The organism is Paraburkholderia phenazinium, assembly GCF_900100735.1.
Classification (GTDB): Bacteria; Pseudomonadota; Gammaproteobacteria; order Burkholderiales; family Burkholderiaceae; genus Paraburkholderia; species Paraburkholderia phenazinia.
Map to the genome: position 1 here is coordinate 80,847 of NZ_FNCJ01000019.1, position 22,646 is coordinate 103,492.

Here is a 22,646-nt window from a genome sequence, read left to right on the forward strand (position 1 = left end):
CGCCATGACCACTTCATCCCCGCGGCCGCTGTTGGGCTGCATCGCCGACGATTTTACGGGCGCCACGGATCTGGCCAACATGCTGGTGCGCGGCGGCATGCGCACGGTTCAGACCATCGGCGTGCCGCAATCAGATGAACCGGTGGCGGCCGATGCGCTGGTGGTTGCGCTGAAATCGCGCACCATCCCGGCCGCTGACGCGGTGGCGCAGTCGCTCGCCGCGCTCGACTGGTTGCGCGCGCAAGGTTGCCGCCAATTCTTCTTCAAGTACTGCTCGACCTTCGATTCGACGGATGCGGGCAATATCGGCCCGGTTGCGGATGCCTTGCTTGATGCGCTGGCTGGCTCAAGCTCTGGGCCTGGCTCTACCGGGTACAGGGAGACGCATGGCAGCGCGGAAGCCTTCACGATCGCTTGCCCTGCGTTTCCGGAGAACGGACGCACGATCTACCGCGGCCATCTGTTCGTCGGCGACGTGTTGCTCAACGAGTCCGGCATGGAGAACCACCCGCTCACGCCGATGACCGACGCGAATCTCGTGCGCGTCTTGCAGCGGCAGACAGCGTCGAAGGTCGGGCTCGTGCGTTATGACCGTGTCGCGCAGGGTGTGGAGGCGGTGCGCGAATCGTTCGACGCGTTAAGGTGCGACGGCGTGCGCATGGCGATCGCCGACGCGCTTTCCGACGCCGATCTGCATGCGCTCGGCGAGGCCTGTGCGGACCTCAAGCTGATCACGGGCGGCTCCGGTGTCGCACTCGGCTTGCCGGCGAACTTCCGCCGTGCCGGGCTGCTGGCCGGTACGGCAGACGCGGGGCAGTTGCCGCGCGTCGAAGGTCTCTCGGTCGTGCTTGCGGGCAGCGCCTCCAAAGCGACCAACGCGCAGGTGGCGGCCTGGCGCGCCAGCCGGCCCGCGTTTCGTGTCGATCCGCTGGCGGTTGCGCGCGGCGAGCCGGTGGTCGAACAGGCGCTCGCGTTTGCGCGTGAACACTTCGGCGCTAGCCAGCCGGTGCTGATCTATGCCACGGCGACGCCCGACGAAGTGAAGGCGGTCCAGCGCGAACTCGGCGTCGAACAGGCGGGGCACCTGGTTGAAGGCACGCTGGCATCAATCGCGCGCGGCTTGCTGGACCTCGGTGTACGCAAGTTCGTGGTCGCCGGTGGCGAGACCTCCGGTGCCGTGGTCCAGGCGCTCGACGTGCATACGCTGCGCATCGGCGCGCAGATCGATCCGGGCGTGCCGGCCACCGCGACCACCGGCGATGTGCCGCTTGCGCTCGCGCTCAAGTCCGGCAACTTCGGCGCGACCGATTTCTTTGCCAAGGCGTTGCGTCATCTCGACGGAGCGGCGCCATGACGTTAGGAATCCATAGCAGCGAAGAAGCGAGAATCCGAGAGGAAATCTGCACCACGGGCGCGAGCTTGTATCAGCGCGGCTATACGGTGGGCACCGCCGGCAATATCAGCGCGCGCCTCGACGACGGCTGGCTGATTACGCCAACCGACGCCTGCCTCGGCCGGCTCGATCCCGCTGAGATTGCCAAGGTGGACCTGGCGGGCAATCCGGTGTCCGGCGGCAAGCCGTCGAAGACCCTGGCGCTGCATCGCGGCATCTACGCACGCAACGCGCAAACCCGCGGTGTCGTGCATACCCATTCGACGCATCTGGTTGCCTTGACGTTAGCGGGCGTGTGGAGCGAAGCCGACGTGCTGCCACCGATCACCCCGTACTACGTGATGAAAGTCGGCCACATTCCGCTGATTCGCTACCGGCGCCCGGGCGATCCGCAAGTGGCGGAGCAAATTGCAGCGCTGGCCGACACCGTGCGCGGCGTGCTGCTGGAGCGGCTCGGGCCGGTGGTCTGGGAGCGCTCGGTGGCGCAGGCGTCGTATGCGCTGGAAGAGCTCGAGGAGACGGCGCGCCTGTGGCTAATGACGAACCCGCGTCCGGCACCGCTCGATGCTGCGGCGCTGGAGGAATTAGGCAATGCATTCGGCGCGCGCTGGTAGCGCTGGCTAACTGAAACGCGGCGAAACGTGCCGAAACCCAGCGAGACGCGGCGATACGTGACACGTCCCAAAGCCAGACCCCGCGACGCGACTGATACCCATAAAGCCCGATGGCTGCCCACGGCATACCGTCGCAGGCCAATCATCAAAGGAGACAATGCATGAGTTCTTACCAGGCGGCTTCCCTCCGACCCGACGGCCCCGCTGCACAGGCCGCCGGACAACCCGGCACGGCTGAAGTCGAACGCACGTACCGGAAGGTGTTCTGGCGCATCGTGCCGTTCCTGATGCTGTGCTACGTGGTCGCGTATCTCGACCGGGTCAACGTCGGCTTCGCCAAGCTGCAGATGTCGACGGATCTCGCGTTCAGCGAAACGGTCTTCGGCCTCGGCGCCGGCGTATTCTTTATCGGTTACTTCCTGTTCGAATTGCCGAGCAACATCCTGATGCACAAGCTCGGCGCGCGCATCTGGATTGCGCGGATCATGATCACATGGGGCCTGCTGTCGGCGGTGTTCGTGTTTGTGAAGACGCCTGCGCAGTTCTACATCCTGCGTTTCCTGCTCGGGCTCGCCGAAGCCGGCTTCTATCCCGGCGTGATCCTGTACCTGACCTACTGGTTTCCGTCGCATCGCCGCGCGAAGATCATCGCGGTGTTCATGTCGGCGATTCCCGTCTCGGGCATCTTTGGCAATCCGCTGTCCGGCTGGATCATGCAATCGTTTCATGGCAATCAGGGCTTTGCCGGCTGGCAATGGATGTTCCTGATCGAAGCGATCCCCGCTATCGCGATCGGCATTGCGACGATCCTGTACCTCGACAACGGCATCGCCAACGCCAAATGGCTCAGCGAGCGCGAGAAGCGCCTGCTGAGCGACGACATCGCCGCGCAGCGGCAAGAGAAAACTCGCACGCATTCGGTCGGCGCGGTGTTTCGCGATCCGCGCACGTGGTGGATGTCGCTGATCTACTTTGCCTTCGTCACCGGGCAGTATGGCTTGACGTTCTGGATGCCTACGCTCATCAAATCGACGGGCGTGTCCGGGTCGTTCGAAATCGGGCTGCTCAGCGCGATTCCCTTCCTTTGCGCGATTGTCGTGATGAACATCATGGGCCACAGCTCGGACCGGTTGCGCGAGCGTCGCTGGCATCTGATCGGGCCGGCGCTGTGCGGGGCGATAGGCTTCACGGTGGCGGCTTCGTTTGCGCACAATACCGTAGTGTCCATCGCGTTCCTGTCGCTCGCGGCAGCCGGCGTGCTGACCTGCGCACCGCTGTTCTGGTCGTTGCCTACGGCCTTTATGTCGGGCGCCACGGCGGCCGCCGGTATCGCCATCATCAATTCGATCGGTAACCTGGCCGGTTTCGCTAGCCCGTACATGATCGGCTACCTGAAGGACCTGACACATAGCACCCAATCCGGCATGTACGTGCTGGCCAGCATGCTGGTGATCGGCGCGCTCGCAGTCTGGTTCACCCCGGCGAAACTCGTCAATCGATAGAGATGTCCGTATTTGCCTGTCTGCCGGGCGCTGGGTGCCTGGCAGTTCAATAGTAAAAGGAGCTGCTGCAATGCCTCGCTTCGCTGCCAATCTGACGATGATGTACAACGAGCACGGCTTCCTGGACCGTTTTGCCGCTGCGGCGCAAGACGGCTTCAAGGCCGTGGAGTTTTTGTTTCCCTACGATTTTCCGGCCACGGAGCTGAAGACCCGGCTCGCCGACCATGGCCTGATCCAGGCGCTGTTCAATGCGCCGCCGGGCGACTGGGCGGCGGGTGAACGCGGCATCGCCTCGCTGCCCGGCCGCGAAGACGAGTTCCGCCGCAGCGTCGATACCGCGCTCGACTACGCGCGCCAACTGGGCAACCGCAAGCTGCACGTGATGGCCGGCCTGATTGCGCCGGGGCAGTCGCGCGAGCGGCATCGCGAGGTATATCTGCAGAACCTCGCGTACGCCGCGCAGACCGCCCAGGCAGACGGGATCACAGTGGTCATCGAGCCGATCAACACGCGCGATATCCCAGGCTTCTTTCTCAACCGCCAGGACGACGCGCAGTCGATCTGCGCGGAAGTGGGTGCGCCGAACCTGAAGGTGCAGTTCGACTGCTATCACTGCCAGATCGTCGAAGGCGATCTCGCCGTCAAGCTCAAGCGCGATATGGCGGGCATCGGTCATATCCAGATTGCCGGCGTGCCTGAGAGGCATGAACCGGATCTTGGCGAAGTGAACTACCCATATCTCTTCGATCTGATCGACCAGCTTGGCTACGACGGCTGGATTGGTTGCGAATACCGGCCACGGGCGGGCACCTCCGCGGGTTTGGGCTGGCTCAAGCCATATCTGGAGAACCATACCGATCAAGGACAGGCGACATCATGAAAGTACTGATCACTGGCGGTGCAGGGTTTCTTGGCCAACGTCTCGCGCGTGAACTGCTGGCGCGCGGCACCCTGAAGGGAGCGGATGGCGTGTCGCAGCCGCTGACCGAACTCGTGTTGCTGGACGTCGTGGCGGCGAGCGGCTTCAGCGATAGCCGGGTGCGCGTCGAAGTGGGCGATATCGCCGAGCGCAGCGTGCTCGAGGGCTTGATCGACGCCGAGACTTCGGCCATCTTCCATCTGGCCGCGATTGTCAGCGGTCAGGCGGAAGCGGATTTCGATCTCGGCATGCGCATCAATCTCGATGCCTCGCGTCTGCTGCTCGAAGCCTGCAGGGTGCGCGGCCACCGGCCCCGCGTGCTATTCACCAGTTCGGTCGCGGTGTACGGCGGACAGATGCCCGACGTAGTGCGCGACGATACGGCGCTCAATCCGCAATCTTCATACGGCACCCAGAAGGCGATAGCCGAGCTGCTGCTGAACGATTACACGCGGCGCGGCTTCGTCGATGGCCGGGTGTTGCGGCTGCCCACCATCAGCGTGCGTCCAGGTAAGCCGAATGCCGCGGCTTCGTCGTTCGCGAGCGGCATCATCCGCGAACCGCTGAACGGCGAGACCGCGATCTGCCCCGTGGCGGGCAGCACGCGGCTATGGCTGCTGTCGCCGCGCAAGGCGATTGCCTGCCTGATTGCAGGTCTCGAACTCGACGCCGCCGCGCTCGGCAACCAGCGCGTGCTGAACCTGCCGGGCATTTCGGTGAGCGTCGACGAAATGGTGGCGGCGCTGCGGGAAGTTGCCGGAGAGGCGGTGGTCAAGCGCATCGACTGGCAAGCCGACCCGCGCATCGAGAAGATCGTCGGCAGTTGGCCGGGCCGCTGGGATACCCGCCGCGCCGAACAACTGGGCCTGCCGGGCGAAACGAGCTTTGCGGACGTGATTCGCAGCTACATCGAAGACGAGCATCTCCCGCCTGGCTGACGGCGAGGGCGGCGCAGCGCTGCCGTTTGCCGCTTTCAGTCATGATCGGTCACTATTCGCCACGCTTGACATCGTTTCCTGGGCGCGCCTATCATCATGGCAATTGTTCGATATACGATCTACTGTTCGCATATAGAACATTCCGCATCCTCGTGATAGAGCCGAGGCCGCACCCAACTGGAGACACTCATGACTGAAGCTTTCTTGTGCGACGCGATTCGCACGCCGATCGGCCGCTACGCGGGCTCGTTATCGTCGGTGCGTGCCGACGACCTTGGCGCAGTGCCGCTCAAGGCGCTGATGGAGCGCAACAAGGAGGTGGACTGGAGCGCCATCGACGACGTGATCTACGGCTGCGCCAACCAGGCAGGCGAAGACAACCGCAATGTCGCGCGCATGTCGCTGCTGCTGGCGGGTCTGCCGCAGGCGGTGCCGGGCTCCACGGTGAATCGCTTGTGCGGTTCGGGCATGGACGCGGTGGGCATTGCCGCACGCGCGATCAAATCGGGTGAGGCGGCGCTGATGGTGGCGGGTGGTGTCGAAAGCATGAGTCGCGCCCCCTTCGTGATGGGCAAGGCGACTAGCGCGTTTTCGCGCCAGGCGGACATCTTTGATACGACGATTGGCTGGCGTTTCGTCAATCCGCTCATGAAGCAACTGTACGGTGTCGATTCGATGCCGGAGACCGGTGAGAACGTCGCGACCGACTACCACGTGAGCCGCGCCGATCAAGACGCGTTTGCGCTGCGCAGCCAGCAGAAGGCTGCACGCGCGCAGCGCGACGGCACGCTGGCGCAGGAAATCGTCGCGGTGACGATCGCGCAGAAGAAGGGCGATCCGCTGGTGGTGTCGCAAGATGAACATCCGCGCGAGACCAGCCTCGAGACGCTTGCGAAACTGAAAGGCGTGGTGCGCCCGGACGGCACGGTGACCGCCGGCAACGCCTCGGGCGTGAACGACGGCGCCGCCGCGCTGCTGTTGGCGAACGAAGCGACCGCCAAGCGCTTTGGTCTGACGCCGCGGGCACGCGTACTGGGCATCGCCACGGCCGGCGTTGCGCCGCGCGTGATGGGCATTGGCCCGGCACCCGCCACGCAAAAGCTGCTGGCGCGCCTGAACATGACGCTGGATCAGTTCGACGTGATCGAGTTGAATGAGGCGTTTGCCTCGCAAGGTCTGGCGGTGCTGCGCGCACTCGGCGTGGCGGACGACGATGCCCGCGTGAATCCGAATGGCGGCGCCATTGCGCTTGGCCATCCGCTCGGCATGAGCGGCGCGCGGCTCGTGACGACCGCGATGTATCAGCTGCAACGCACGCAAGGCCGCTTTGCGCTCTGCACGATGTGTATCGGCGTCGGCCAGGGTATTGCGATCGCGATTGAGCGCGTTTGAGCGCGTTTGAGCGCGGTAGATGGCGGTAGATGGCGGTAGATCGCGGTTGCTCGTTTAGGCAGCACGATCGACGTGAAAGCGGCAGAGCGAGCCGCATAGACCTTAACTGATCGCCCGCCGCAGCAAGCTTCCAGACAAAGGCCCCATTCGTTATCGAATGGGGCCTTTTGCTATTTAAAGCGTGGCTTTATATCCGGAAATCGGTTATTCCTGTTTGCACGGAGCATAAATATGCATTGCAAATTTCGTGATCGTTTTATGCCAATTTAAATGCCGCGACTTGAAGTGTCGCGATTTCCGGATTGGAATGTACAATCATCGCGCTGGCGTTCTTTGAATCTTTATCGTCCGAGAAGACTTGTGTTATTCAAAGGTGCTGTATATCGGCTTATTAATATTTACTTTGCCGCAGTGCCGGATCAGATTATTTCAAGGAGAGCATCAATGAAAGCAGCGACGCTGGGAGCAGCTTTGTTATTGGCGGCAGCCACCGTGCAACCGGTTTGGGCACAAAACGACCTGGCGAGCGCAACGCGCGGGGTCGTCGACCTGGTGCAGCCGGTGCACATCAAGGCGGAAATCGTCGGCATCGATCCGGGCATTCGTGCCTTGACTCTGCAGGGTCCCGCCGGCCATACCCTCTCCGTGATGGTGAGCCAGCAAGTGGCCGGCTTCGAGCAGCTCAAGGTTGGCGACCGGGTCGACGTGCTCTACAAGAACGCGCTGCTCGTCAAGGCGGACAAGGTGACGGGCGGCAACAAGGGCATTCGCACGCGTGTCGACACCCAGGTCTACGCGCCGGCCTCGGGTGGCTTCGAATCCGCGCGGCAGATCGAGGTGCTGGCCACCGTGCAGAAAATCGACCACAAGAAGGGACTCGTCACGCTGCGCGGCGCCGCGCAGACCCAGACCTTGCAGGTCGGACCGGACGTCGATCTGAAGGACGTGAAGGTTGGCGATATGGTGCACGCCGTGTTCGTTTCGGCGGCAGCGGTACAGGTCACACCGCAGGACAGCACGACGCAGTAGACCGCTGCACCGGTGCGGATGTCGGCACCGGCTATCCGGCTGAAAGCAGGCAAACACCCCCGCATGCGGGGGTGTTTGTCGTTTCGGAGCCGCATTTTTTCGAACCTGCGCGTCGAATTGGCTGGAGAATTGTCAAGTTTTGTCGTCTAATTCCGGCCGTGCGAACCGGTCCGTTATGCTGCATGGCTCCCGAGGTGGGATGGAGTTCCCCACCGGTATGCAGGGAAGGTGGGCGGCGCGGTATCATTCCAGTGATTCTGCGTGCCCCCAGGCGCGGCGTTGGCCGCCCTCATCGGGTTTTGCACGGCGTCGGCGTTTATCTGCCGGTATCGAAACCCTGTCAGTTTCAGACGATTCACTCATGCCTTTCCGGATTCTGCTCGTCGAAGACGATAACCGCCTGTCCGCGCTGGTCGCCGGCTACCTGCGCAAGCACGACTATGAAGTCGACGTGGTGCTGAACGGCAACGACGCGGTGCCCGCCATCCTCAAGCGCCAGCCGGATCTCGTGATCCTCGACGTCAATCTGCCGGGCAAGGACGGCTTCCAGATCTGCCGCGAGGCGCGCGAGCAATTCGACGGCGTGATCATCATGGTGACCGCGCGCGACGAACAGTTCGACGAAGTGCTGGGCCTCGAATTCGGCGCCGACGACTACGTCCACAAGCCGGTCGAACCGCGCGTTCTGCTGGCGCGTATCAAGGCGCAGTTGCGCCGCGTGGCGGGGCGCAGTGCGGAAGTCTCCGGCCAGCCCGAGCGCTTTACTTTCGGCAAGTTTGAGATCAACCGGGCGACGCGCACCGTGACGCTGCCGGACGGCACCCGCCCGGACCTGACCTCGGCGGAATTCGACCTGCTGTGGGCGCTGGTGAGCTGCGCCGGCGAGGTGGTGAGCCGCGACGATCTGATGCGGCAACTGCGCGGTATCGAGTTCGACGGCCTTGACCGCACCATCGACGGCGGCATTTCGAAGCTGCGCCGCAAGCTGCATGACGATTCGGGCACGCCGCAGCGTATCAAGACCGTGCGCGGCAAGGGGTATCAGTTCAGCAAGGTGGCGTGGGAATAGCCGCCACAGCGGCGCGGATCCCACTCAAACCGAAAGCCACGCCTCAGCGCGGCAGCACCGCGACCGGCGCCTCGAGTCGAGCACGCCCGTGCCCGTGCCCGTCCCGACAAAACTCCACACAGCCTTATCTCAAATCTACAGTCGCGCGCGCGTCGCGTAGCTAGTATCGCAAGCTCCTTCACTTCAAAGCCTGCGTCATGGCCGCTCGCGCCTTACCTCTCTCGAAACATGCTGTTTTGATGATTCATGGCTTGGGCGGCACGCGTCACGATTTCGGCTCGCTCGACCGCAAATTCGAGCAGATCGGCTGCGATGTGTATCTGCCCTCGCTGCCGGGCCACGGCTCGCGTCCCGACCAGTTGAGCGGCGTCAGCCTGCGCGACTACATGCATCTGTTGAGCCGCACGTATCGCGATCTGATCACGCGCTATGAACGCGTCGATGTCGCCGGCATTTCGATGGGCGCCTTGCTCGCGGTGATGCTGAGCGCCCGCGAGCGCATGACCCGCGGCCGCCTGATCCTGCTGTCCCCGCCGCTCTTCCTCGACGGCTGGGGCGGCTCGCGGCTGCGGCCGCTGCGCTACCTGATGTACTGCGTGCCCGGCCTGCGCCACCTGATCCGGGTGCCGGAAGGCGAGCCGTTCGGCATCAAGAACGACCGTATCCGTAACCTGATTCGCCGCGCGCTGCAAAAGGGCAGCGGGGTCCACTATCCGTACGTGCCGCTGGCCGCCATCGCCCAGGTGGACTGGATGCGCTTTGCGGTCAAACGGGCGCTGCCGCGCGTCGCCTGCGAAACACTGGTGATGCACTCGGAAGAGGACGAAGTGACGAGCATCCGCTCGGCCGAATTCGTCTGCGAACACCTCGGCAGCCGCGACGTCACTTTGGTGCGCCTGACCGACAGCTATCACATGATCACGCTCGACAACGAGCGCATTACCGTCGCCGATCGTACGCTCGCGTTCGTGCAGCGTCCCGATATGCTAACGTGAGCCCCGCGCGGGCCGAACGAACTCGAACAGGCTGAACGGCCTCCGTTGGCCGGCGCGCGCCTTCCTCTCGACGTTCGTGACCATGAATCCTGCCGCACCCAAACTTTCCGCTTTCCGCTACCTCAAATGGCGCTGGCTGCACTTCCGCCGTTCCTGGACCGATACGCGTGCCGACCGCATGCCGAGCTGGTCGAGGCTCTATGTGCGTGCCTATCTTCGTCTGCTGGGTCTCGCGCTGGTGGTGAGCGTGATTCCCTTGCTCGCCCTGTCGTTCGAGCTGACGCCGGCTGTCGTCTGGCACGGCTTGGCGGCGTTGCCGGGCGGCATCCTGCCGGTCCTGCTGGTGGTGTTCGGTGCGCCGGCCGTGGTGACGTACCGCTGGATGCGGCCGGTCTGGGTCGATCTGGTGATGGTGCGCGAGCGCGCCATCGATTTCACCGGCGGGCGCTTCAACACCCGGGCACGTGAGTCGTACAGCACGATCATCGGACCGCTCGCGCGCACGCTCAATGCGCTGGCCGAGCGGATGGAACGGCTGATCGCCGCGCAACGTGAGTTGACTAACGGCATCTCGCACGAACTGCGCACGCCGCTTGCCCGCGTGCGTTTTGCGGTGGAGGTGCTGCGCGAGCCGGGTTCGGCCGCCGAATACGACAGCGCTCTCGCCAGCATCGACCAGGACGTCACGGAGCTGGACGAGCTGATCGACATGAGCCTCACCTATGCACGGCTCGAATACAGCTCGCTGCAATCGAATCTCGAACTCACCGTGCTCGCCACCTGGTTCGACAGCCAGGTCAACGACGCGGCGCTGCTCTACACCGAGAAAGAGATCGTGCCGCAGGTCGAGATCGACCCGGCGCTGCGCGTGGTGATGGACAAGCGCTTGATGTCGTATGCGATGCGCAACTTGCTGCGCAACGCCAGCAAATACGCACGCTCGCGGATTCTGGTCGGGCTCGCCGTGCGGCACGGCAACGTCGAGATTTTTGTTGAAGACGACGGCACGGGCGTGCCGGAAAGCGAGCGCGAGCGCATTTTCAACGCCTTCGTACGGCTCGACCGCCACACCGGCGGCTACGGCCTGGGCCTCGCCATCACGCAGCAGGTCCTGCGCGCCCATCACGGCCGGATCGCGGTCACGGATCCGGTGACCTTGCCGGGGGCCCGCTTCGAAATCAGCTGGCCCGCCGGCGCCGTTTAATACGTGTGGCCGAGCTGGATGTAGAAGTTGTTCCGCCCGCCTGGTGCGAACGCCACACCCAGGTAGATCGGTCCAAACGAACTGGTTGCGCTGGTGAAGAACGTGACGCTGCGTTTGAGCGGTCCGCCGCCATATTGAAACTCGCCGTCCCATACGTTGCCGGCTTCGAGGCTTACGCCCGCGAATAGCGCATGGATGGGCGAGACGGTAAACGTCGTTAGCTGATTCATGTACGTGACCTGGGCGTAGAGCATGGAGTTGCCGGCCAGTTGATCGGCAGCATAGGCGGACAGATGCTGGAACCCGCCAAGCATGAAGCCGAACGGATTAACTGGATTGGTGTTCTCGAAGTCCTTGCCGGCCTCGATACTGGCGTTGATGCTTTGACGCCCGTAGCTTGCGGCCACCAGTGCCTTGCCGTAGACCTCGGTAAAGGTATTCTGCGGTTGCGCGAACAGTGACCGTTCCCCACGAAGCTCCAGGTAATAGCCCTTGCGCGCGAACAGCGGATCGTCGAGCTGGTCGATGACGAGCCGTGCGCGTGCCGTGAACTCGCGACCGTAGATGTCGGGGAATTCAAGTTGGAGATTGCCGTTCTCATCGAAGTACTGCTGGTTATATTGCGGCGACGCGAAACCATGTGCGTACGCGACGCCCACCCGGAAGTCGCCCAGGTTCGCGAGCGGCACGCCGAAGTCGAGGCCCGCGCGCTCCGTCTGCTGCTGGTATTGGGTGAGCTTGAGATACGGATCGTCCTGGAAGATATTCGCGTAGCTGCGCTGGAATTCCACATACGGCGCAACGTAATAGCCAAACGAATACGAGAGCGGCTGGCGCAATTCGGCGTGCAGCGCGAGCATGTCGCTGCCCACCGTGCCGTCGATCAAACCCTCGAGCCCTGAGGACGTCAACCAGGGCCGGCGGTAACCCAGATGCAGGCGGAAGCCGCCTTCGTCCGAGGAACTGGCCGACAGCCCGAGCCCGAACAGCAGGAAGTTCGGGCCCCATGATTTGTCCTGGGCATCGACGATGAGGGTGTTCTGGTCGCCGTCGCTGACCAGCCGCTGTGACACACTTTCGAAGTCGCCCGCCGTGGTGAGCGCGAGCAGGCTCTTGTTGAGCGCCTTCGGATCGTAGACGTCGCCGGGGTGAACGTTCAGCGCCTGGACGATGCGCCGTTCGGGCACGATGCCGTGCGAATTCACCACAATGCGGGTGATCCGTACCGGTTTCGCCGCGGGCATCATGTGCGCTGCGCGCCAGGCGGCGTATTGTTCCGGCGAGAGCGCGAGATGCTGCAGCCTCGGCAACGCGGCGCGGGCGGCGGCTTCGCCCGCAGCAATCGCCTGCGGGGCGTTGGCGAAATCGGTGAAGTTCAATGGCCCGAGTGCCGGTTCGATCAGCACGTCGTTGGCGCCGAGTTGCTCGCGCTGGTGCGCCACATTCTGATGAATCAGGATGCCGATCATCTGTTGCATGACGTCGGCGGGTGAGGCGAGCGCGTCGAGCGGGCGCAGCGGCGAACCGATATCCACTGCGATCACTTCCTGCGCGCCCATATCGTGAGCGGTTTCGATCGGCAGATTGCTGACGAGGCCGCCGTCCACCAGCGTGCGGCCGTCCACCACGGTCGGGGCGAACAGCCCCGGCAGCGCGATGCTGGCGCGAATCGCCAGCGGTAGCGAACCGTGGTCGAGCACCACCTTCTGGCCGGTTTGCAGATCGGTGGCGATCGCCCGGAACGGGATGGGCAACTGGCTGAACGAGGTGTTGCCCGGCACTGCGGCGGTCCAGTCCTGCAGCAGGGCCTGCAAACGATTGCCTTGTACCAGCCCCGCCGGCAAGCGGAAGCCGTTGCTGCCGAAACCGGCCGAGAGGCTGCCGGCGTAGAGCTGCCCGTCTTCACGTTGCGACTGGGGCAGATCGGAGCGCTCCGTGACATCGAAAGCAATATCGGCCAGGTTGATCTGGGCGAGGCGGGTTTCCATCTCCTGTGCAGTCATCCCGCTCGCGTACAGGCCGCCCACCACCGAACCCATGCTGGTGGCAGCAATGCAGTCGACCGGGATGCGGTTTTCTTCGAGCACCTTCAGCACACCCAGGTGTGCGTAGCCCCGTGCGCCGCCGCCGGAAAGCACCAGACCGACAGACGGGCGGCCGGCTGCCCCACCTGCCACCGTGCAGGAGGTGTCTGCTGCGTGGGCGGATTGCAGCGAGGCCGTCAGGCCGAGCACGAGCAGCGCAGCGGTGCAACGCGAGCGGTGTTTCGTATGGCTGGGCCTTGTGTATGCCGCCGTTCCTGATTGTTTTTGGCTCGCCACCGCTCGGATCATCCGCTTCACGACTAGAGGAAAAACCGAGAGATTACATGTTTTTACGACGAGTTACAGAGGTTACTGCAGCGCAGGGTAAGAAAGGGAAATGTAGGGCGACGCGCGATGAGCCGAGTTCGTCCCGGTTATCGCCTGTTGGCGCGACGAAGCGGGGGATCGGCGCAGACCCGCACGTTTTGCAGGGCCTGCTGCAGCGCTGCGACCGGGCGGCGGAAGTAAAAGCCCTGCATGGAGACGTCAGGATATTCACTCAGCCACATCGCTTGTTCCCAGGTTTCCACTCCTTCGACGATGATCTCCAGCTTGAGGTTGCGCAGCAGGGCGAGCACCAGCATGTTCGGCGCAACGTTATATCGTTCGCAGAGCTGACTGATGAAGACGGGTAGCACCTCGTCGAGCAGGAGCGAGTGCATGGTTTCTATCGAATCCTGGTGACGAAAAAAATCGCCGCCCCGTAAAGGCGAACGGCGATCAAGGGGACCGATATGCGCGATTTCGCCGAGGGCATCGCACTCGATAGAGTTCGGCCCACTCTAGCGGTTATCCCTTCCCGCGTGAACTATCAACGGAAGCAATGCACTGTCCTTGTCACCAGGACAATTCAAGCATTGCAGTGCGCAAGCGGCGCACGAGCGTTCGATTGTCAACCGTCTTGATGTAATTTAACTATTGTTCTCTTGCAAGGAACTCTTTGAGTGTTCATTATCCTCGGCATAAATCGCGCTACTTACGTTTTAGCTCGATGAAATAAAAAAGCGCTTAAGAAGCGCGTAGAGAATCCACGTGAAAATCGTGTTTGTGTAGTAATGCTTAATAAAAGACTTGCGCCGGCGTTGCGATAGCCGGACGGCCGGATCGTCGAGCCGCTGAGTTTCGCCCAACTGGGTGTGCGGCCCGACTCGCGGCAACGGCTGGCGTATAGCAATCTCGGGGTTGTTGAATATGGAAAGGCTTGAGGATCTGGTTCTGTTTGCGGAAGTGGTTCAGCAAACGGGGTTTGCGGCGGCCGCGCGCAGTTTGGGGATGCAGCGCTCCAAACTGAGCCGGCGCGTGGCGGAGTTGGAGCAGCGCCTGGGGGTGCGCCTGCTCCAGCGCAATACGCGGAGCATTTCGTTGACGGCGGCGGGCGAGCAGATCTATGGGCACGCTCGCACCCTCGCCGACGAGGCCAGGGCGGCGTTCAGGGTGGCCGCGGACTTGAATGGCGAACCGCGCGGCCTGCTGCGTATCACGGCCCCTGCCACGTTTGCGGCCTTGGACCTGATGCCGGTGGCCGCCGAATTCTGCCAACGGCACAGCCAGCTGGATATCCTGGTCGAGACTCGCAACTGGGTGCCCGACATCATTGCGGAGGGATTCGACCTCGCGTTCTGCGTGCAGACCGGCCCGCTTGGCGATTCCAGCCTGGTGGCCCGGACGATCGGCACGGTCCCCATGATGGTCGCGGCCAGCCCGGCTCTGGTGGCCGCGCATGGCCGGCTTTCGCACCCTACGCAACTCCGCGAATACAAGCTCCATGCGCGGGCGGCGCAAGGCGGCCTGAAAACGCTGCGGTTTTTCCATCCCACCCAGGGCGAGCATACGCACGAGTATCTGCCGAATCTCATCACGGGCAGCGTTGCGGTCCAACAGGCGGCGGTCATTGCTGGGATGGGCGGCCTCCTGTATGCCGCGCTATCTGTGCCGGGAGGCGCTGCATGCTAAGCAAATGGTCGATGTGTTCAAGGACGGCGTTGGCTGGGATCCCGAACCCGCGACGATTTACGCGATCTTGCCGGCGCGCCAGGGCGTGACATTGTCGGCCCGCATGTTTCTGGACTTCGCCCTTCCCAAACTGGCCGCCATCCTGCGTGACAAGGCGGAATGCCTCGGCGTCACGCCGTAGCGGCATGACGCAACTGCGTTCCCTGCGCGGCCGCTTTGCGGCCGCCGCGCCTGGTCGCTCGTTGCGGCCCTTAACCCGGCTACAATGCCCGTGAAATCGTCCTTCCGCTGGCCGGACCCGAGCGCCTGGCGAGTTCGGGAATAAAAACGACGTGCGGACAGTCTGCTCAGTGTCGGTCACGCACAGGGGTTACCGCAGGGATTTCACAATGGCCGATCCAATCATCGCGAAGCGCTTCGAGTCGCTGGTATTGCCGCACATGAATTCGGCCTTCAATGTTGCACGTTGGCTGACGCATAACGACCAGGACGCCCAGGACGTCGTCCAGGAGGCGTACCTGCGCGCGTTTCGTTTCTTTGGCAGCTTCCGCGGCGAGGATGCGCGCGCATGGCTGTTGAGCATCGTGCGCAACACCTTCTACACATGGCATCAGCAGAACCGGGGCCATGCGGCGCAGACGACGGAATTCGAGGAAGACCTGCACAGCCTCGAGACCGGTAGTGCGGAGCATGACGACAGTCCTGAGGCGCAGCTGATTCGCAGCCAGAGCCGCAAGCGGGTGCACCACGCGCTACGCAGCTTGCGTCTGGAATACCGGGAGGTCGTGGTGCTACGGGAACTGGAAGAATTGTCGTACAAGGAAATTGCCGTGATTGTGGGAATTCCCATGGGCACGGTGATGTCTCGCCTCGGGCGCGGCCGCCAGCAACTTGCGGCGCTGCTCGCACCGACGGATCAGGAGGCGTGATGGAGCACGAACAGGCATTTGAACTGCTGCCAGGTTATATCGACGAGGAACTGAGCTTGTCCGAGGCGCTCGAATTCGAGCGCCATCTCGCCGGCTGCGCGCTGTGCAAACAGGCCTATGAGCAGCAGCGCCAGGTTAGTACGCAACTGCGCCAGGCGGATTTGCGTTGGGAGGCGCCACCGGAACTGGCGCAACGCATCCGCGCTGCGTTGCCGGGGCGGCGCTCGCTGTGGCAGCGCCTGGCTGTTCGGCTGGCTGGGACGGGCGCTTTTGGCGGCCGCGCAGGTACGGGCGGCGCCGGAGCGCGGCTGGGCTGGGCGCCGGCCGGCGCGATGGTGTTGAGCCTCGTGGCGCTGACATGGAGCGCGGGGCTCTACCTCTCGATGCCTCCCGGCGATACGCACCTGACGCAGGAACTGGTGGACAGCCATGTGCGATCGCTGCAATTCGATCATCTGTATGACGTGATTTCGACGGACCGCCACACGGTCAAGCCGTGGTTCGACGGCAAGCTCGACTTTGCGCCACCGGTGATCGACCTTGCGCAACAAGGGTATCCGCTGGTGGGCGGCAGGCTCGATTACCTGAACGGACATGCGGTCGCGGTGATGGTCTACCGCTACAAGCTGCACCCGATCAATCTGTATGTCTGGCCGGGCAACGACGCGGGCGCCACGCCGCACATCGCCGAGCGGCAGGGCTACCATCTGGCGCACTGGAGTGCCGCGGGAATGAATTACTGGGCCATTACCGATGCCGGTGAAGCCGAGCTCAATGGCTTCATTACGAATCTGCGCGCGCATCCTGCTTCCTGACGGTTGCGGCACAGCCTGATTTCGTTCGACAAAATTTTCCTGATTCGCGGAATAAACCGCGTGACGCAACAGTCTCCTCATTGAATCCAGTCAGGGGGCCCGGCGGATGAGCCGCCGGCCTACCTCCTGAACTTCAATCGTGAGGTCACCATGCCGTCAGATCTTCCATCCGATCCGTCGCGCCGCGGCGCGTTGAAGTGTCTCGCCTTCGGTGGCGTGGGCACGGTGTTTGTCCTTGCCGGTGGGATTCTCACGCCGGTCGAACTGGCGCTGGCCGCCAGCTCGAAGGATTCCTCAATGGCCTCGGGTGTGCCGCTGTTCCTGCAGATCAGCGACACGCACATCGGCTTTAACAAGGAAGCCAATCCGGACGTGGCGGGCACGCTCAAGCAGACCATCGACTTCGTCAACGCAATGCCGGTCAAGCCGGCCTTGACGATTCACACAGGCGACATCACGCATCTGTCCAAGCCGGAGCAGTTCGATCTCGCGGCCCAGTTGTTGTCGGGCCTGAATATCACCGAGTTGCATACGGTGCCCGGCGAGCACGATGTGACCGATGGACCCGGCACGGAGTACTTCAATCGTTTCGGCCAGGCTTCCGACAACAAGGGCTATTACAGCTTCGACCACAACGGCGTGCACTTTATCGGTCTCGTCAACGTGATGCATTTCAAGCCGAACGGCCTGGGGGGCCTGGGTGACGATCAGCTTGCGTGGCTCGAAAACGACCTGAAGGGCCGCTCGTCCAGTACTCCGATCGTCGTGTTCGCGCATATGCCGATGTGGACCATCTACGAGCCATGGGGTTGGGGCACGGGGGATGCGGGCCAGGCCATGAGCTATCTGAAGCGTTTCGGCTCGGTAACGGTTCTGAACGGCCACATCCATCAGATTGTCTCGAAGGTGGAGGGCAATATCACCTTCCATACGGCGCGCTCGACCGCTTATCCGCAACCGGCCGCAGGCGAGGGGCCCGGACCCATGCCATTGACGGTGGCGAGCGATCAACTGCCGCGGATGCTGGGCGTGACCAGCATCAAGATCATGCGCCACCCGCTCAAAGCGACGCTGAACGACACCACGCTCGTCTGAACCAGTTTATCAATGCTTGCCAAAAGGACAACAATCATGATTAGGAATGCTATTCAACACTTGATGAGACTTGCACTCATGGCAATGCTGATGCTGGCGGCGTCAGCCGGCTTCTCCGCCGTTCAGGCGCAGGAGGCGAATGCCGTGGTGATCAAGAACTTCATGTTTTCGCCGATGGCGATCACCGTCAAGACCGGTGCCACGGTGACCTGGAAGAACCTCGATGGCGAGCCGCATACGGTGGTCAACGACGCGGGCCTGTTCCGTTCCGCGGCGCTCGATCAGAACGAAACCTTCCAGTACAAGTTCGATAAACCGGGGATCTACAAGATTTTCTGCGGCATCCACCCGAATATGCGAGCGACCATTACGGTGCAGTAGGGGCGCGGCCCGCCACGTGCGTCTTAGTGATGCGCGTAGTGCGCGGTTACTTGTTTCTGTGCCAGTTCGGTTGCGCGCAGCGGCCGCTGGTACAGATAACCCTGCCCAAACGGGACGCCAGCGTCGCGCAGCGCGCGGTGCTGTGCCTCCGTTTCGACGCCCTCGGCGATCACAACCAGATCGAAGTGTCCGGCGACGGCTACGATTCCGCGGATCAGGTCAGCTCCGCCCATATCCACTTGCGCAACAAACTGCCGGTCGATCTTGACGTAGTCGAACGGAAAGCGGCTCAGCAGATCGAGGTTGCTGTGCTGTGTGCCGAAGTCGTCGATGGCGAAGCGCACGCCGCGCGCCTTGAGCGTCTCGAAGATCGCAACTACCCGCGGGCTTTTGCTCAGCAAGAACCGCTCGGTCAACTCGAGCACGAGGCTCACGCCTTCTGGCAATGCGTCGACAACCGCCAGCACCTCGGCGACGAAGCCGCGCCGCTCGAGATCGCGTGGCGCGATGTTGATTGCAATGCGCAGCGGCAGCGCCGGCGGGGATGCGCTCATTTCTACGGTCGCAGTGCGCAAGATAAAGCGCGTCACCTCGGCGAGCAGTGCGCTGGTCTCGACCTCGGCCATGAACACGGCGGGATTGACGGCGCCCCACTTGGGATGATTCCAGCGTAACAGAGCCTCCACGCCAGCCACGCGACGAGTCGTAATCTCGACGATCGGTTGATAGACGACGTGCAACTCGCCTTGTTTCAAACCGCGCCGCACCGCGCTGAGCAGCAGGCGGCGCGGTGCTAGCACGAGCAAGTAGAGCGCTGCGATGAGGGCGCCGAGCAGCAGGCCCGCGGCGCCGAAAAGCAGGCCATACTGCCAGCGCATCTGCATGCTGAAGGCTGGTGATGCGCTCAGTTCGATCGCGAACGGCCATATGCTGGATTCAACGCGTGTCGCGTTGAGCTGCGTGTCCTGTGCGGCCGGCACGAATACGCCGTGGTCGGTCAGACTGCCGCTGCCCGCGATTGACAACGCGGTTTGCTGCGCGCCGTATCGCACGCCGTGAGCCAGCGTATCGGCAATGTATCCACCTTCAATAATGTAGAGCACGCCGGTGTCCTGGCCCGTTGCATGGAACATGGCGATAACCGGCACGCCCGGCTGGAACTGTGTTTCGGCGAGCAGCTTGATGCTCACCGGCACGCCGGGCTGGGCCCGGTAGGTGGAGAGCGGTACATCGATCGGCCCAAGGCCAGATGAACAATAGACGCGCCCGTTTCGCACCAGCGTGATCGCGCGCACGTAGCTGACGTAGGTTTGCAACGCCGACAACTGATGCTCCACCTGCGCGCACGGCTGACCGGCGAGGGCGCTCAGATCGGCTACGCGACGCGAGCTGACGCCGCTCAGGATGGTGTCGACGGAGGCGGCGAGGTCGCTGCCGATCAGGCGCTCGCGCGCAGCGACGGCGCGCGTGGCGTAGTGGTCACCGGCCATCAGCATGGCGAGCATGACGGACAGGCCGCATGCGATAGCCACAATCTGCCACAAGCGTGGGGCAATCCCGCGCCAGACCGGAGGCGACGCGGAGGCTTCGGCAATCGAGGTCTTGCCGGCAGTGTTCGACGAGTCGTACATGGCATCGCGGCAAACGAGGATGGATCCACGCCGTGGGTGCAGCACCGGGATGGCGGACGTGGTCGATTTGTCAGATGATATCGCATGCTAATGCACCGGCCACCACGACATCGGAGCTTCCCCTCGACTTAACGCGGCGGCTTCCGATCCCCCTTCCTGCGCCCTCCAATCGCCCCCGACGCTGCGGCCCGCATAATGCGGCGGAAAGTCGGGCACTCCATATGACTCGGTGCCGGGCACGCAGCAGCGTGTCGTAGTCCGTCACGCATAGCGCTTAATTGACGGATCGTTTTGTCCAGTTCATCCGCCTTGGCCGAGAGCATCTGCCTGTCGATGCGCGGCTGTCCTTGCGGCGCGAACATCAGCGCGACTTCATCGAGCGAGAATCCAGCGGCGCGTCCCAGCGCAATCAACGCTAACCGGTCCAGCACGCCCGCATCGAACTGGCGGCGCAACCCCAGCCTGCCGCTGGATGCAATCAAGCCCTTTTCCTCGTAAAAGCGGAGTGTGGAGGCGGGAACGCCCGAACGCTGCACCACTTCGGCAATGTCTAGCTTGGTCACCGCTTGACCTCAAGTCGACTTGAACTCGCATAGTGTAGCTTTCCCTTCCCGCGGCAAGCCAAGGACAACGAATATGGGCACCACACACCAGACAGAAACCGGGCAGGCAACCCATTGGAGCGGCGGCGCCGGACGCGCCTGGGTGACGGCCCAGGCGCTGCTCGACCCAATGTTCAAACCGTTTGAAGATCTACTCGTCGCCAGGATTGGCGCGGCATCCGCGCAGCGCGTCCTTGACGTCGGCTGCGGCACCGGCAGCACAACACTGGCAGTGGCACGACAGCTCGGTGAACGAGGCCATTGTCTCGGCGCCGATGTTTCCGCGCCGATGGTCGCCGCTGCCCGGGCACGAGCCGAACAGGAAGGCTCGGCGGCACGCTTTATCCTCGCCGACGTGCAGACTCATGCCTTCGAGCCGGCGAGCTTCGAGCGGATCATCTCGCGCTTTGGCGTCATGTTCTTCGATAACCCGGTGCAGGCCTTCGAGAACCTGCTGCGCGCCGCAAGCAGCGACGCCGAGCTCGCCTTCATCGCCTGGCGCAGCGCCGCGGACAACCCGTTCATGACGACGGCCGAGCGTGCCGCCGCGCCGCTGTTGCCGAATCTGCCCGTCCGTCGGCCCGGTGCGCCGGGACAGTTCGCCTTCGCAGACCGGCAACGTGTCGATTCCATCCTTGAAGACAGCGGCTGGCTCGGGATCGACATCCAGCCGATCGATGTGCAGTGCTCCCTGCCCGAAAATCAGTTGATCGATTACCTCACCCAACTCGGCCCTGTTGGTCTGTGTCTTCAGGAGGCGGACCAGCATACGCGCAAGCAAGTCGTCGAAACGGTTCGCAGCGCCTTCGATCCCTATGTGCACGGCGCCGACGTGCACTACACCGCTGCTTGCTGGATGGTCTGCGCCTGAGCGCCATCCGCGTAGACTGCGCCAAAGCAGGGGCGCAGGACGATGCCGCTCTATCTGAGTTCGGTTTCAGCAGCGAGCAAAGCCTGATTCGCCGAGTCGACCAGCTTTCTCAGCAGACGGGTCAGATCCCGGCGTTCAGTCGTGCTCCATTCGGCAAGCACTTCGTTGAACAGCCGGTTGCGGGCCGTGCTGATGGTCTCCACCATCTCGGTCTGCATATGCATCCGGCTCAAACCATACCCGCTATTGCGTTCAACGATGAGATGCTGAATTCCGAGGGCAGGCTCGCCGATCCGGCAACTGATTTCGCGCCCTATACCGAGTCGGTTCAGGCGGCGATGCGGGAGTTGCCGGTATTGCTGGCGGAGCCGCAAACGAGTAACGAAGGGTCGCAGCTTGGAACTACGACACCTTAAATACTTCTTGGCGGTTGCCGAGAACCAGAGTTTCCGCCTGGCTGCCGAGCGTATCAACATCACGCAGCCGTCGATTACGCGCCAGATTCAGGATCTGGAAGAGATGCTGGGCGCGCGGCTGTTCGACCGTACGCCTCAAGGTGTCAAGATGACCGTTGCGGGCGAATCTCTCGCTCCCCATTCCGCTGGCGTTCGCTTACCTTGAGAGCAATGCCAACGCGGCATTGCAGCGTCTGCTACGCGTCCTCGGCGCGAGTACCAAAGCAACCTGATCGATTAACTCCTAAAGGCGCACCATGCTGAAAGACTGGAAGTCGTTTTTGCCTAAAAAGCGATCGACCTCGGCGTCACGCAGGTGGAGATAGCGGAGGCCCTTGGCGTTGCGGTTGCCATGAACGCGGGAGCTGCGCTTGCCTACTCGGGGCGCGTAATGGACGCGTTCAACGAACTGTCCGATAAGGGCTGATCGATCAATTGCCTCGCCAACTCATAGTTGTCATCCAGGCAACTAACATCTGGAAGTAATGCGAAAGGCATGTCACGCGATTTCACATACATGCCTTTCGCATCGAATAAGCACACGACTCTGATCCGTTCCAATGAGGGGAAATACCAGACGGACATCAATTCTGTTCAGGGCGCCAATGCGCTGCTATCGCTGCAAGGTTCTTCCCGCTATACCGTTGCACATCAAATGTTGCAAACCAGCGACAGACGAATTAAATATTTTTTTAAAATTCTGTCGCGGAAATATCATCGATCCCCAACAGCACTTGCCGCATAACCCGAGGCCGCGGCCTGGACGGGCAGGGTG

At 62.8% G+C, this 22,646-nt stretch carries 24 protein-coding genes and 1 pseudogene; 21 read left to right on the forward strand and 4 right to left on the reverse strand.

Features of this window, described 5'->3' with window-relative positions; translation table 11 throughout:
* Window positions 1-4: 4 nt before the first annotated feature.
* The 10 genes from otnK (at window position 5) to BLQ92_RS31280 (ending at window position 11,055) form a co-directional block, all read left to right on the forward strand.
* On the forward strand, window positions 5-1,354 hold the full coding sequence (gene otnK / locus BLQ92_RS31235) for a 3-oxo-tetronate kinase (RefSeq protein ID WP_090691408.1): 1,350 nt from the start codon (window positions 5-7) through the stop codon (window positions 1,352-1,354).
* Window positions 1,351-2,007: a 3-oxo-tetronate 4-phosphate decarboxylase gene (gene otnC, locus BLQ92_RS31240; RefSeq protein WP_090691410.1), complete on the forward strand. Its 657-nt coding sequence runs from the start codon at window positions 1,351-1,353 to the stop codon at window positions 2,005-2,007. Before otnK ends, otnC begins: the two co-directional genes overlap by 4 nt.
* A gap of 161 nt (window positions 2,008-2,168) precedes the next feature.
* Window positions 2,169-3,509 carry an MFS transporter gene (locus tag BLQ92_RS31245; protein WP_175772393.1) on the forward strand — a complete coding sequence of 447 codons (1,341 nt, stop codon included), beginning with the start codon at window positions 2,169-2,171 and terminating at the stop codon, window positions 3,507-3,509.
* Window positions 3,510-3,579: 70 nt separating this feature from the next.
* Window positions 3,580-4,389, forward strand: a complete 810-nt coding sequence (gene otnI, locus BLQ92_RS31250; protein ID WP_090691416.1) for a 2-oxo-tetronate isomerase — start codon at window positions 3,580-3,582, stop codon at window positions 4,387-4,389.
* Window positions 4,386-5,366 carry a D-erythronate dehydrogenase gene (gene denD, locus BLQ92_RS31255; protein ID WP_090691420.1) on the forward strand — a complete coding sequence of 327 codons (981 nt, stop codon included), beginning with the start codon at window positions 4,386-4,388 and terminating at the stop codon, window positions 5,364-5,366. Before otnI ends, denD begins: the two co-directional genes overlap by 4 nt.
* 189 nt (window positions 5,367-5,555) lie before the next feature.
* Entirely contained in the window at window positions 5,556-6,758 is a 1,203-nt protein-coding gene (pcaF, locus tag BLQ92_RS31260; RefSeq protein WP_090691422.1) for a 3-oxoadipyl-CoA thiolase, read from the forward strand.
* A 444-nt stretch (window positions 6,759-7,202) separates the two neighbouring features.
* Entirely contained in the window at window positions 7,203-7,787 is a 585-nt protein-coding gene (locus BLQ92_RS31265; protein WP_090691425.1) for a hypothetical protein, read from the forward strand.
* A gap of 361 nt (window positions 7,788-8,148) precedes the next feature.
* Window positions 8,149-8,856 (forward strand): response regulator, encoded by a 708-nt coding sequence (locus tag BLQ92_RS31270; protein ID WP_090691429.1) that lies wholly within the window; start codon window positions 8,149-8,151, stop codon window positions 8,854-8,856.
* 197 nt (window positions 8,857-9,053) lie between these two features.
* Complete coding sequence (locus tag BLQ92_RS31275) at window positions 9,054-9,851, forward strand: alpha/beta hydrolase (RefSeq protein ID WP_090691432.1); 798 nt, start codon at window positions 9,054-9,056, stop codon at window positions 9,849-9,851.
* A gap of 82 nt (window positions 9,852-9,933) precedes the next feature.
* Window positions 9,934-11,055: an ATP-binding protein gene (locus BLQ92_RS31280; RefSeq protein ID WP_090691435.1), complete on the forward strand. Its 1,122-nt coding sequence runs from the start codon at window positions 9,934-9,936 to the stop codon at window positions 11,053-11,055.
* Here the strand turns inward: BLQ92_RS31280 and BLQ92_RS31285 are convergent.
* Together BLQ92_RS31285 and BLQ92_RS31290 are read right to left on the reverse strand one after the other, a co-directional pair.
* Window positions 11,052-13,388, reverse strand: coding sequence for a patatin-like phospholipase family protein (locus BLQ92_RS31285; RefSeq protein WP_090691438.1), 2,337 nt, complete (start codon window positions 13,386-13,388; stop codon window positions 11,052-11,054). The genes BLQ92_RS31280 and BLQ92_RS31285 overlap by 4 nt on opposite strands.
* A 125-nt stretch (window positions 13,389-13,513) precedes the next feature.
* Window positions 13,514-13,801, reverse strand: a complete 288-nt coding sequence (locus tag BLQ92_RS31290; RefSeq protein WP_090691442.1) for an EAL domain-containing protein — start codon at window positions 13,799-13,801, stop codon at window positions 13,514-13,516.
* Window positions 13,802-14,330: 529 nt separating this feature from the next.
* On the opposite strand from BLQ92_RS31290, the gene BLQ92_RS31295 reads away from it, so the two are divergent.
* The 6 genes from BLQ92_RS31295 to BLQ92_RS31315 all read left to right on the forward strand — a co-directional run bounded on the left by BLQ92_RS31295 (window position 14,331) and on the right by BLQ92_RS31315 (window position 18,312).
* The gene (locus BLQ92_RS31295; RefSeq protein WP_090691445.1) at window positions 14,331-15,092 is read left to right on the forward strand and encodes a LysR substrate-binding domain-containing protein; all 762 of its coding nucleotides are present in this window, start codon (window positions 14,331-14,333) and stop codon (window positions 15,090-15,092) included.
* Window positions 15,093-15,096: 4 nt separating this feature from the next.
* Window positions 15,097-15,273 (forward strand): hypothetical protein, encoded by a 177-nt coding sequence (locus BLQ92_RS40245; RefSeq protein ID WP_175772395.1) that lies wholly within the window; start codon window positions 15,097-15,099, stop codon window positions 15,271-15,273.
* 208 nt (window positions 15,274-15,481) lie between these two features.
* On the forward strand, window positions 15,482-16,021 hold the full coding sequence (locus tag BLQ92_RS31300) for a sigma-70 family RNA polymerase sigma factor (protein WP_090691448.1): 540 nt from the start codon (window positions 15,482-15,484) through the stop codon (window positions 16,019-16,021).
* Entirely contained in the window at window positions 16,021-16,836 is an 816-nt protein-coding gene (locus BLQ92_RS31305; protein WP_090691451.1) for an anti-sigma factor family protein, read from the forward strand. Before BLQ92_RS31300 ends, BLQ92_RS31305 begins: the two co-directional genes overlap by 1 nt.
* Before the next feature lie 150 nt (window positions 16,837-16,986).
* Complete coding sequence (locus BLQ92_RS31310; protein ID WP_090691454.1) at window positions 16,987-17,931, forward strand: metallophosphoesterase family protein; 945 nt, start codon at window positions 16,987-16,989, stop codon at window positions 17,929-17,931.
* An 84-nt stretch (window positions 17,932-18,015) separates the two neighbouring features.
* Complete coding sequence (locus BLQ92_RS31315) at window positions 18,016-18,312, forward strand: cupredoxin domain-containing protein (RefSeq protein WP_244896697.1); 297 nt, start codon at window positions 18,016-18,018, stop codon at window positions 18,310-18,312.
* A gap of 23 nt (window positions 18,313-18,335) precedes the next feature.
* On the opposite strand, the gene BLQ92_RS31320 is transcribed toward BLQ92_RS31315, so the two are convergent.
* Together BLQ92_RS31320 and BLQ92_RS31325 are read right to left on the reverse strand one after the other, a co-directional pair.
* Window positions 18,336-19,943 carry an EAL domain-containing protein gene (locus BLQ92_RS31320; RefSeq protein WP_090691460.1) on the reverse strand — a complete coding sequence of 536 codons (1,608 nt, stop codon included), beginning with the start codon at window positions 19,941-19,943 and terminating at the stop codon, window positions 18,336-18,338.
* A gap of 128 nt (window positions 19,944-20,071) precedes the next feature.
* Complete coding sequence (locus BLQ92_RS31325; protein ID WP_090691462.1) at window positions 20,072-20,506, reverse strand: helix-turn-helix domain-containing protein; 435 nt, start codon at window positions 20,504-20,506, stop codon at window positions 20,072-20,074.
* Between the two features lie 73 nt (window positions 20,507-20,579).
* Between BLQ92_RS31325 and BLQ92_RS31330 the strand changes: the two genes are divergently transcribed.
* The 5 genes and pseudogenes from BLQ92_RS31330 to BLQ92_RS39660 all read left to right on the forward strand — a co-directional run bounded on the left by BLQ92_RS31330 (window position 20,580) and on the right by BLQ92_RS39660 (window position 22,616).
* Window positions 20,580-21,416, forward strand: coding sequence for a class I SAM-dependent methyltransferase (locus BLQ92_RS31330; RefSeq protein WP_090691466.1), 837 nt, complete (start codon window positions 20,580-20,582; stop codon window positions 21,414-21,416).
* Window positions 21,395-21,832, forward strand: coding sequence for a hypothetical protein (locus BLQ92_RS39655; RefSeq protein ID WP_143016708.1), 438 nt, complete (start codon window positions 21,395-21,397; stop codon window positions 21,830-21,832). Before BLQ92_RS31330 ends, BLQ92_RS39655 begins: the two co-directional genes overlap by 22 nt.
* A 7-nt stretch (window positions 21,833-21,839) precedes the next feature.
* Window positions 21,840-22,037 carry a LysR family transcriptional regulator gene (locus tag BLQ92_RS31335; RefSeq protein WP_342342415.1) on the forward strand — a complete coding sequence of 66 codons (198 nt, stop codon included), beginning with the start codon at window positions 21,840-21,842 and terminating at the stop codon, window positions 22,035-22,037.
* A gap of 126 nt (window positions 22,038-22,163) precedes the next feature.
* Window positions 22,164-22,298 (forward strand): annotated as a pseudogene (locus tag BLQ92_RS40860) (carboxymuconolactone decarboxylase family protein); the annotation flags it as partial.
* 69 nt (window positions 22,299-22,367) lie between these two features.
* Window positions 22,368-22,616 (forward strand): hypothetical protein, encoded by a 249-nt coding sequence (locus tag BLQ92_RS39660; protein ID WP_143016709.1) that lies wholly within the window; start codon window positions 22,368-22,370, stop codon window positions 22,614-22,616.
* Window positions 22,617-22,646: the final 30 nt, after the last annotated feature.

What these genes read in the sequence shown, in the direction of transcription:
- BLQ92_RS31315 (WP_244896697.1), top strand. Translation starts at nt 18,016, where the DNA reads ATGCTGATGCTGGCGGCGTCAGCCGGCTTCTCCGCCGTTCAGGCGCAG.
- BLQ92_RS31305 (WP_090691451.1), top strand. Translation starts at nt 16,021, where the DNA reads ATGGAGCACGAACAGGCATTTGAACTGCTGCCAGGTTATATCGACGAG.
- BLQ92_RS31285 (WP_090691438.1), bottom strand. Translation starts at nt 13,388, where the DNA reads ATGATCCGAGCGGTGGCGAGCCAAAAACAATCAGGAACGGCGGCATAC.
- BLQ92_RS31275 (WP_090691432.1), top strand. Translation starts at nt 9,054, where the DNA reads ATGGCCGCTCGCGCCTTACCTCTCTCGAAACATGCTGTTTTGATGATT.
- otnI (WP_090691416.1), top strand. Translation starts at nt 3,580, where the DNA reads ATGCCTCGCTTCGCTGCCAATCTGACGATGATGTACAACGAGCACGGC.
- BLQ92_RS31265 (WP_090691425.1), top strand. Translation starts at nt 7,203, where the DNA reads ATGAAAGCAGCGACGCTGGGAGCAGCTTTGTTATTGGCGGCAGCCACC.
- BLQ92_RS39660 (WP_143016709.1), top strand. Translation starts at nt 22,368, where the DNA reads ATGTCACGCGATTTCACATACATGCCTTTCGCATCGAATAAGCACACG.
- BLQ92_RS31270 (WP_090691429.1), top strand. Translation starts at nt 8,149, where the DNA reads ATGCCTTTCCGGATTCTGCTCGTCGAAGACGATAACCGCCTGTCCGCG.
- BLQ92_RS31280 (WP_090691435.1), top strand. Translation starts at nt 9,934, where the DNA reads ATGAATCCTGCCGCACCCAAACTTTCCGCTTTCCGCTACCTCAAATGG.
- pcaF (WP_090691422.1), top strand. Translation starts at nt 5,556, where the DNA reads ATGACTGAAGCTTTCTTGTGCGACGCGATTCGCACGCCGATCGGCCGC.
- otnK (WP_090691408.1), top strand. Translation starts at nt 5, where the DNA reads ATGACCACTTCATCCCCGCGGCCGCTGTTGGGCTGCATCGCCGACGAT.
- denD (WP_090691420.1), top strand. Translation starts at nt 4,386, where the DNA reads ATGAAAGTACTGATCACTGGCGGTGCAGGGTTTCTTGGCCAACGTCTC.
- otnC (WP_090691410.1), top strand. Translation starts at nt 1,351, where the DNA reads ATGACGTTAGGAATCCATAGCAGCGAAGAAGCGAGAATCCGAGAGGAA.
- BLQ92_RS31320 (WP_090691460.1), bottom strand. Translation starts at nt 19,943, where the DNA reads ATGTACGACTCGTCGAACACTGCCGGCAAGACCTCGATTGCCGAAGCC.
- BLQ92_RS40245 (WP_175772395.1), top strand. Translation starts at nt 15,097, where the DNA reads ATGGTCGATGTGTTCAAGGACGGCGTTGGCTGGGATCCCGAACCCGCG.
- BLQ92_RS31330 (WP_090691466.1), top strand. Translation starts at nt 20,580, where the DNA reads ATGGGCACCACACACCAGACAGAAACCGGGCAGGCAACCCATTGGAGC.
- BLQ92_RS31245 (WP_175772393.1), top strand. Translation starts at nt 2,169, where the DNA reads ATGAGTTCTTACCAGGCGGCTTCCCTCCGACCCGACGGCCCCGCTGCA.
- BLQ92_RS31300 (WP_090691448.1), top strand. Translation starts at nt 15,482, where the DNA reads ATGGCCGATCCAATCATCGCGAAGCGCTTCGAGTCGCTGGTATTGCCG.
- BLQ92_RS31290 (WP_090691442.1), bottom strand. Translation starts at nt 13,801, where the DNA reads ATGCACTCGCTCCTGCTCGACGAGGTGCTACCCGTCTTCATCAGTCAG.
- BLQ92_RS31295 (WP_090691445.1), top strand. Translation starts at nt 14,331, where the DNA reads ATGGAAAGGCTTGAGGATCTGGTTCTGTTTGCGGAAGTGGTTCAGCAA.
- BLQ92_RS31310 (WP_090691454.1), top strand. Translation starts at nt 16,987, where the DNA reads ATGCCGTCAGATCTTCCATCCGATCCGTCGCGCCGCGGCGCGTTGAAG.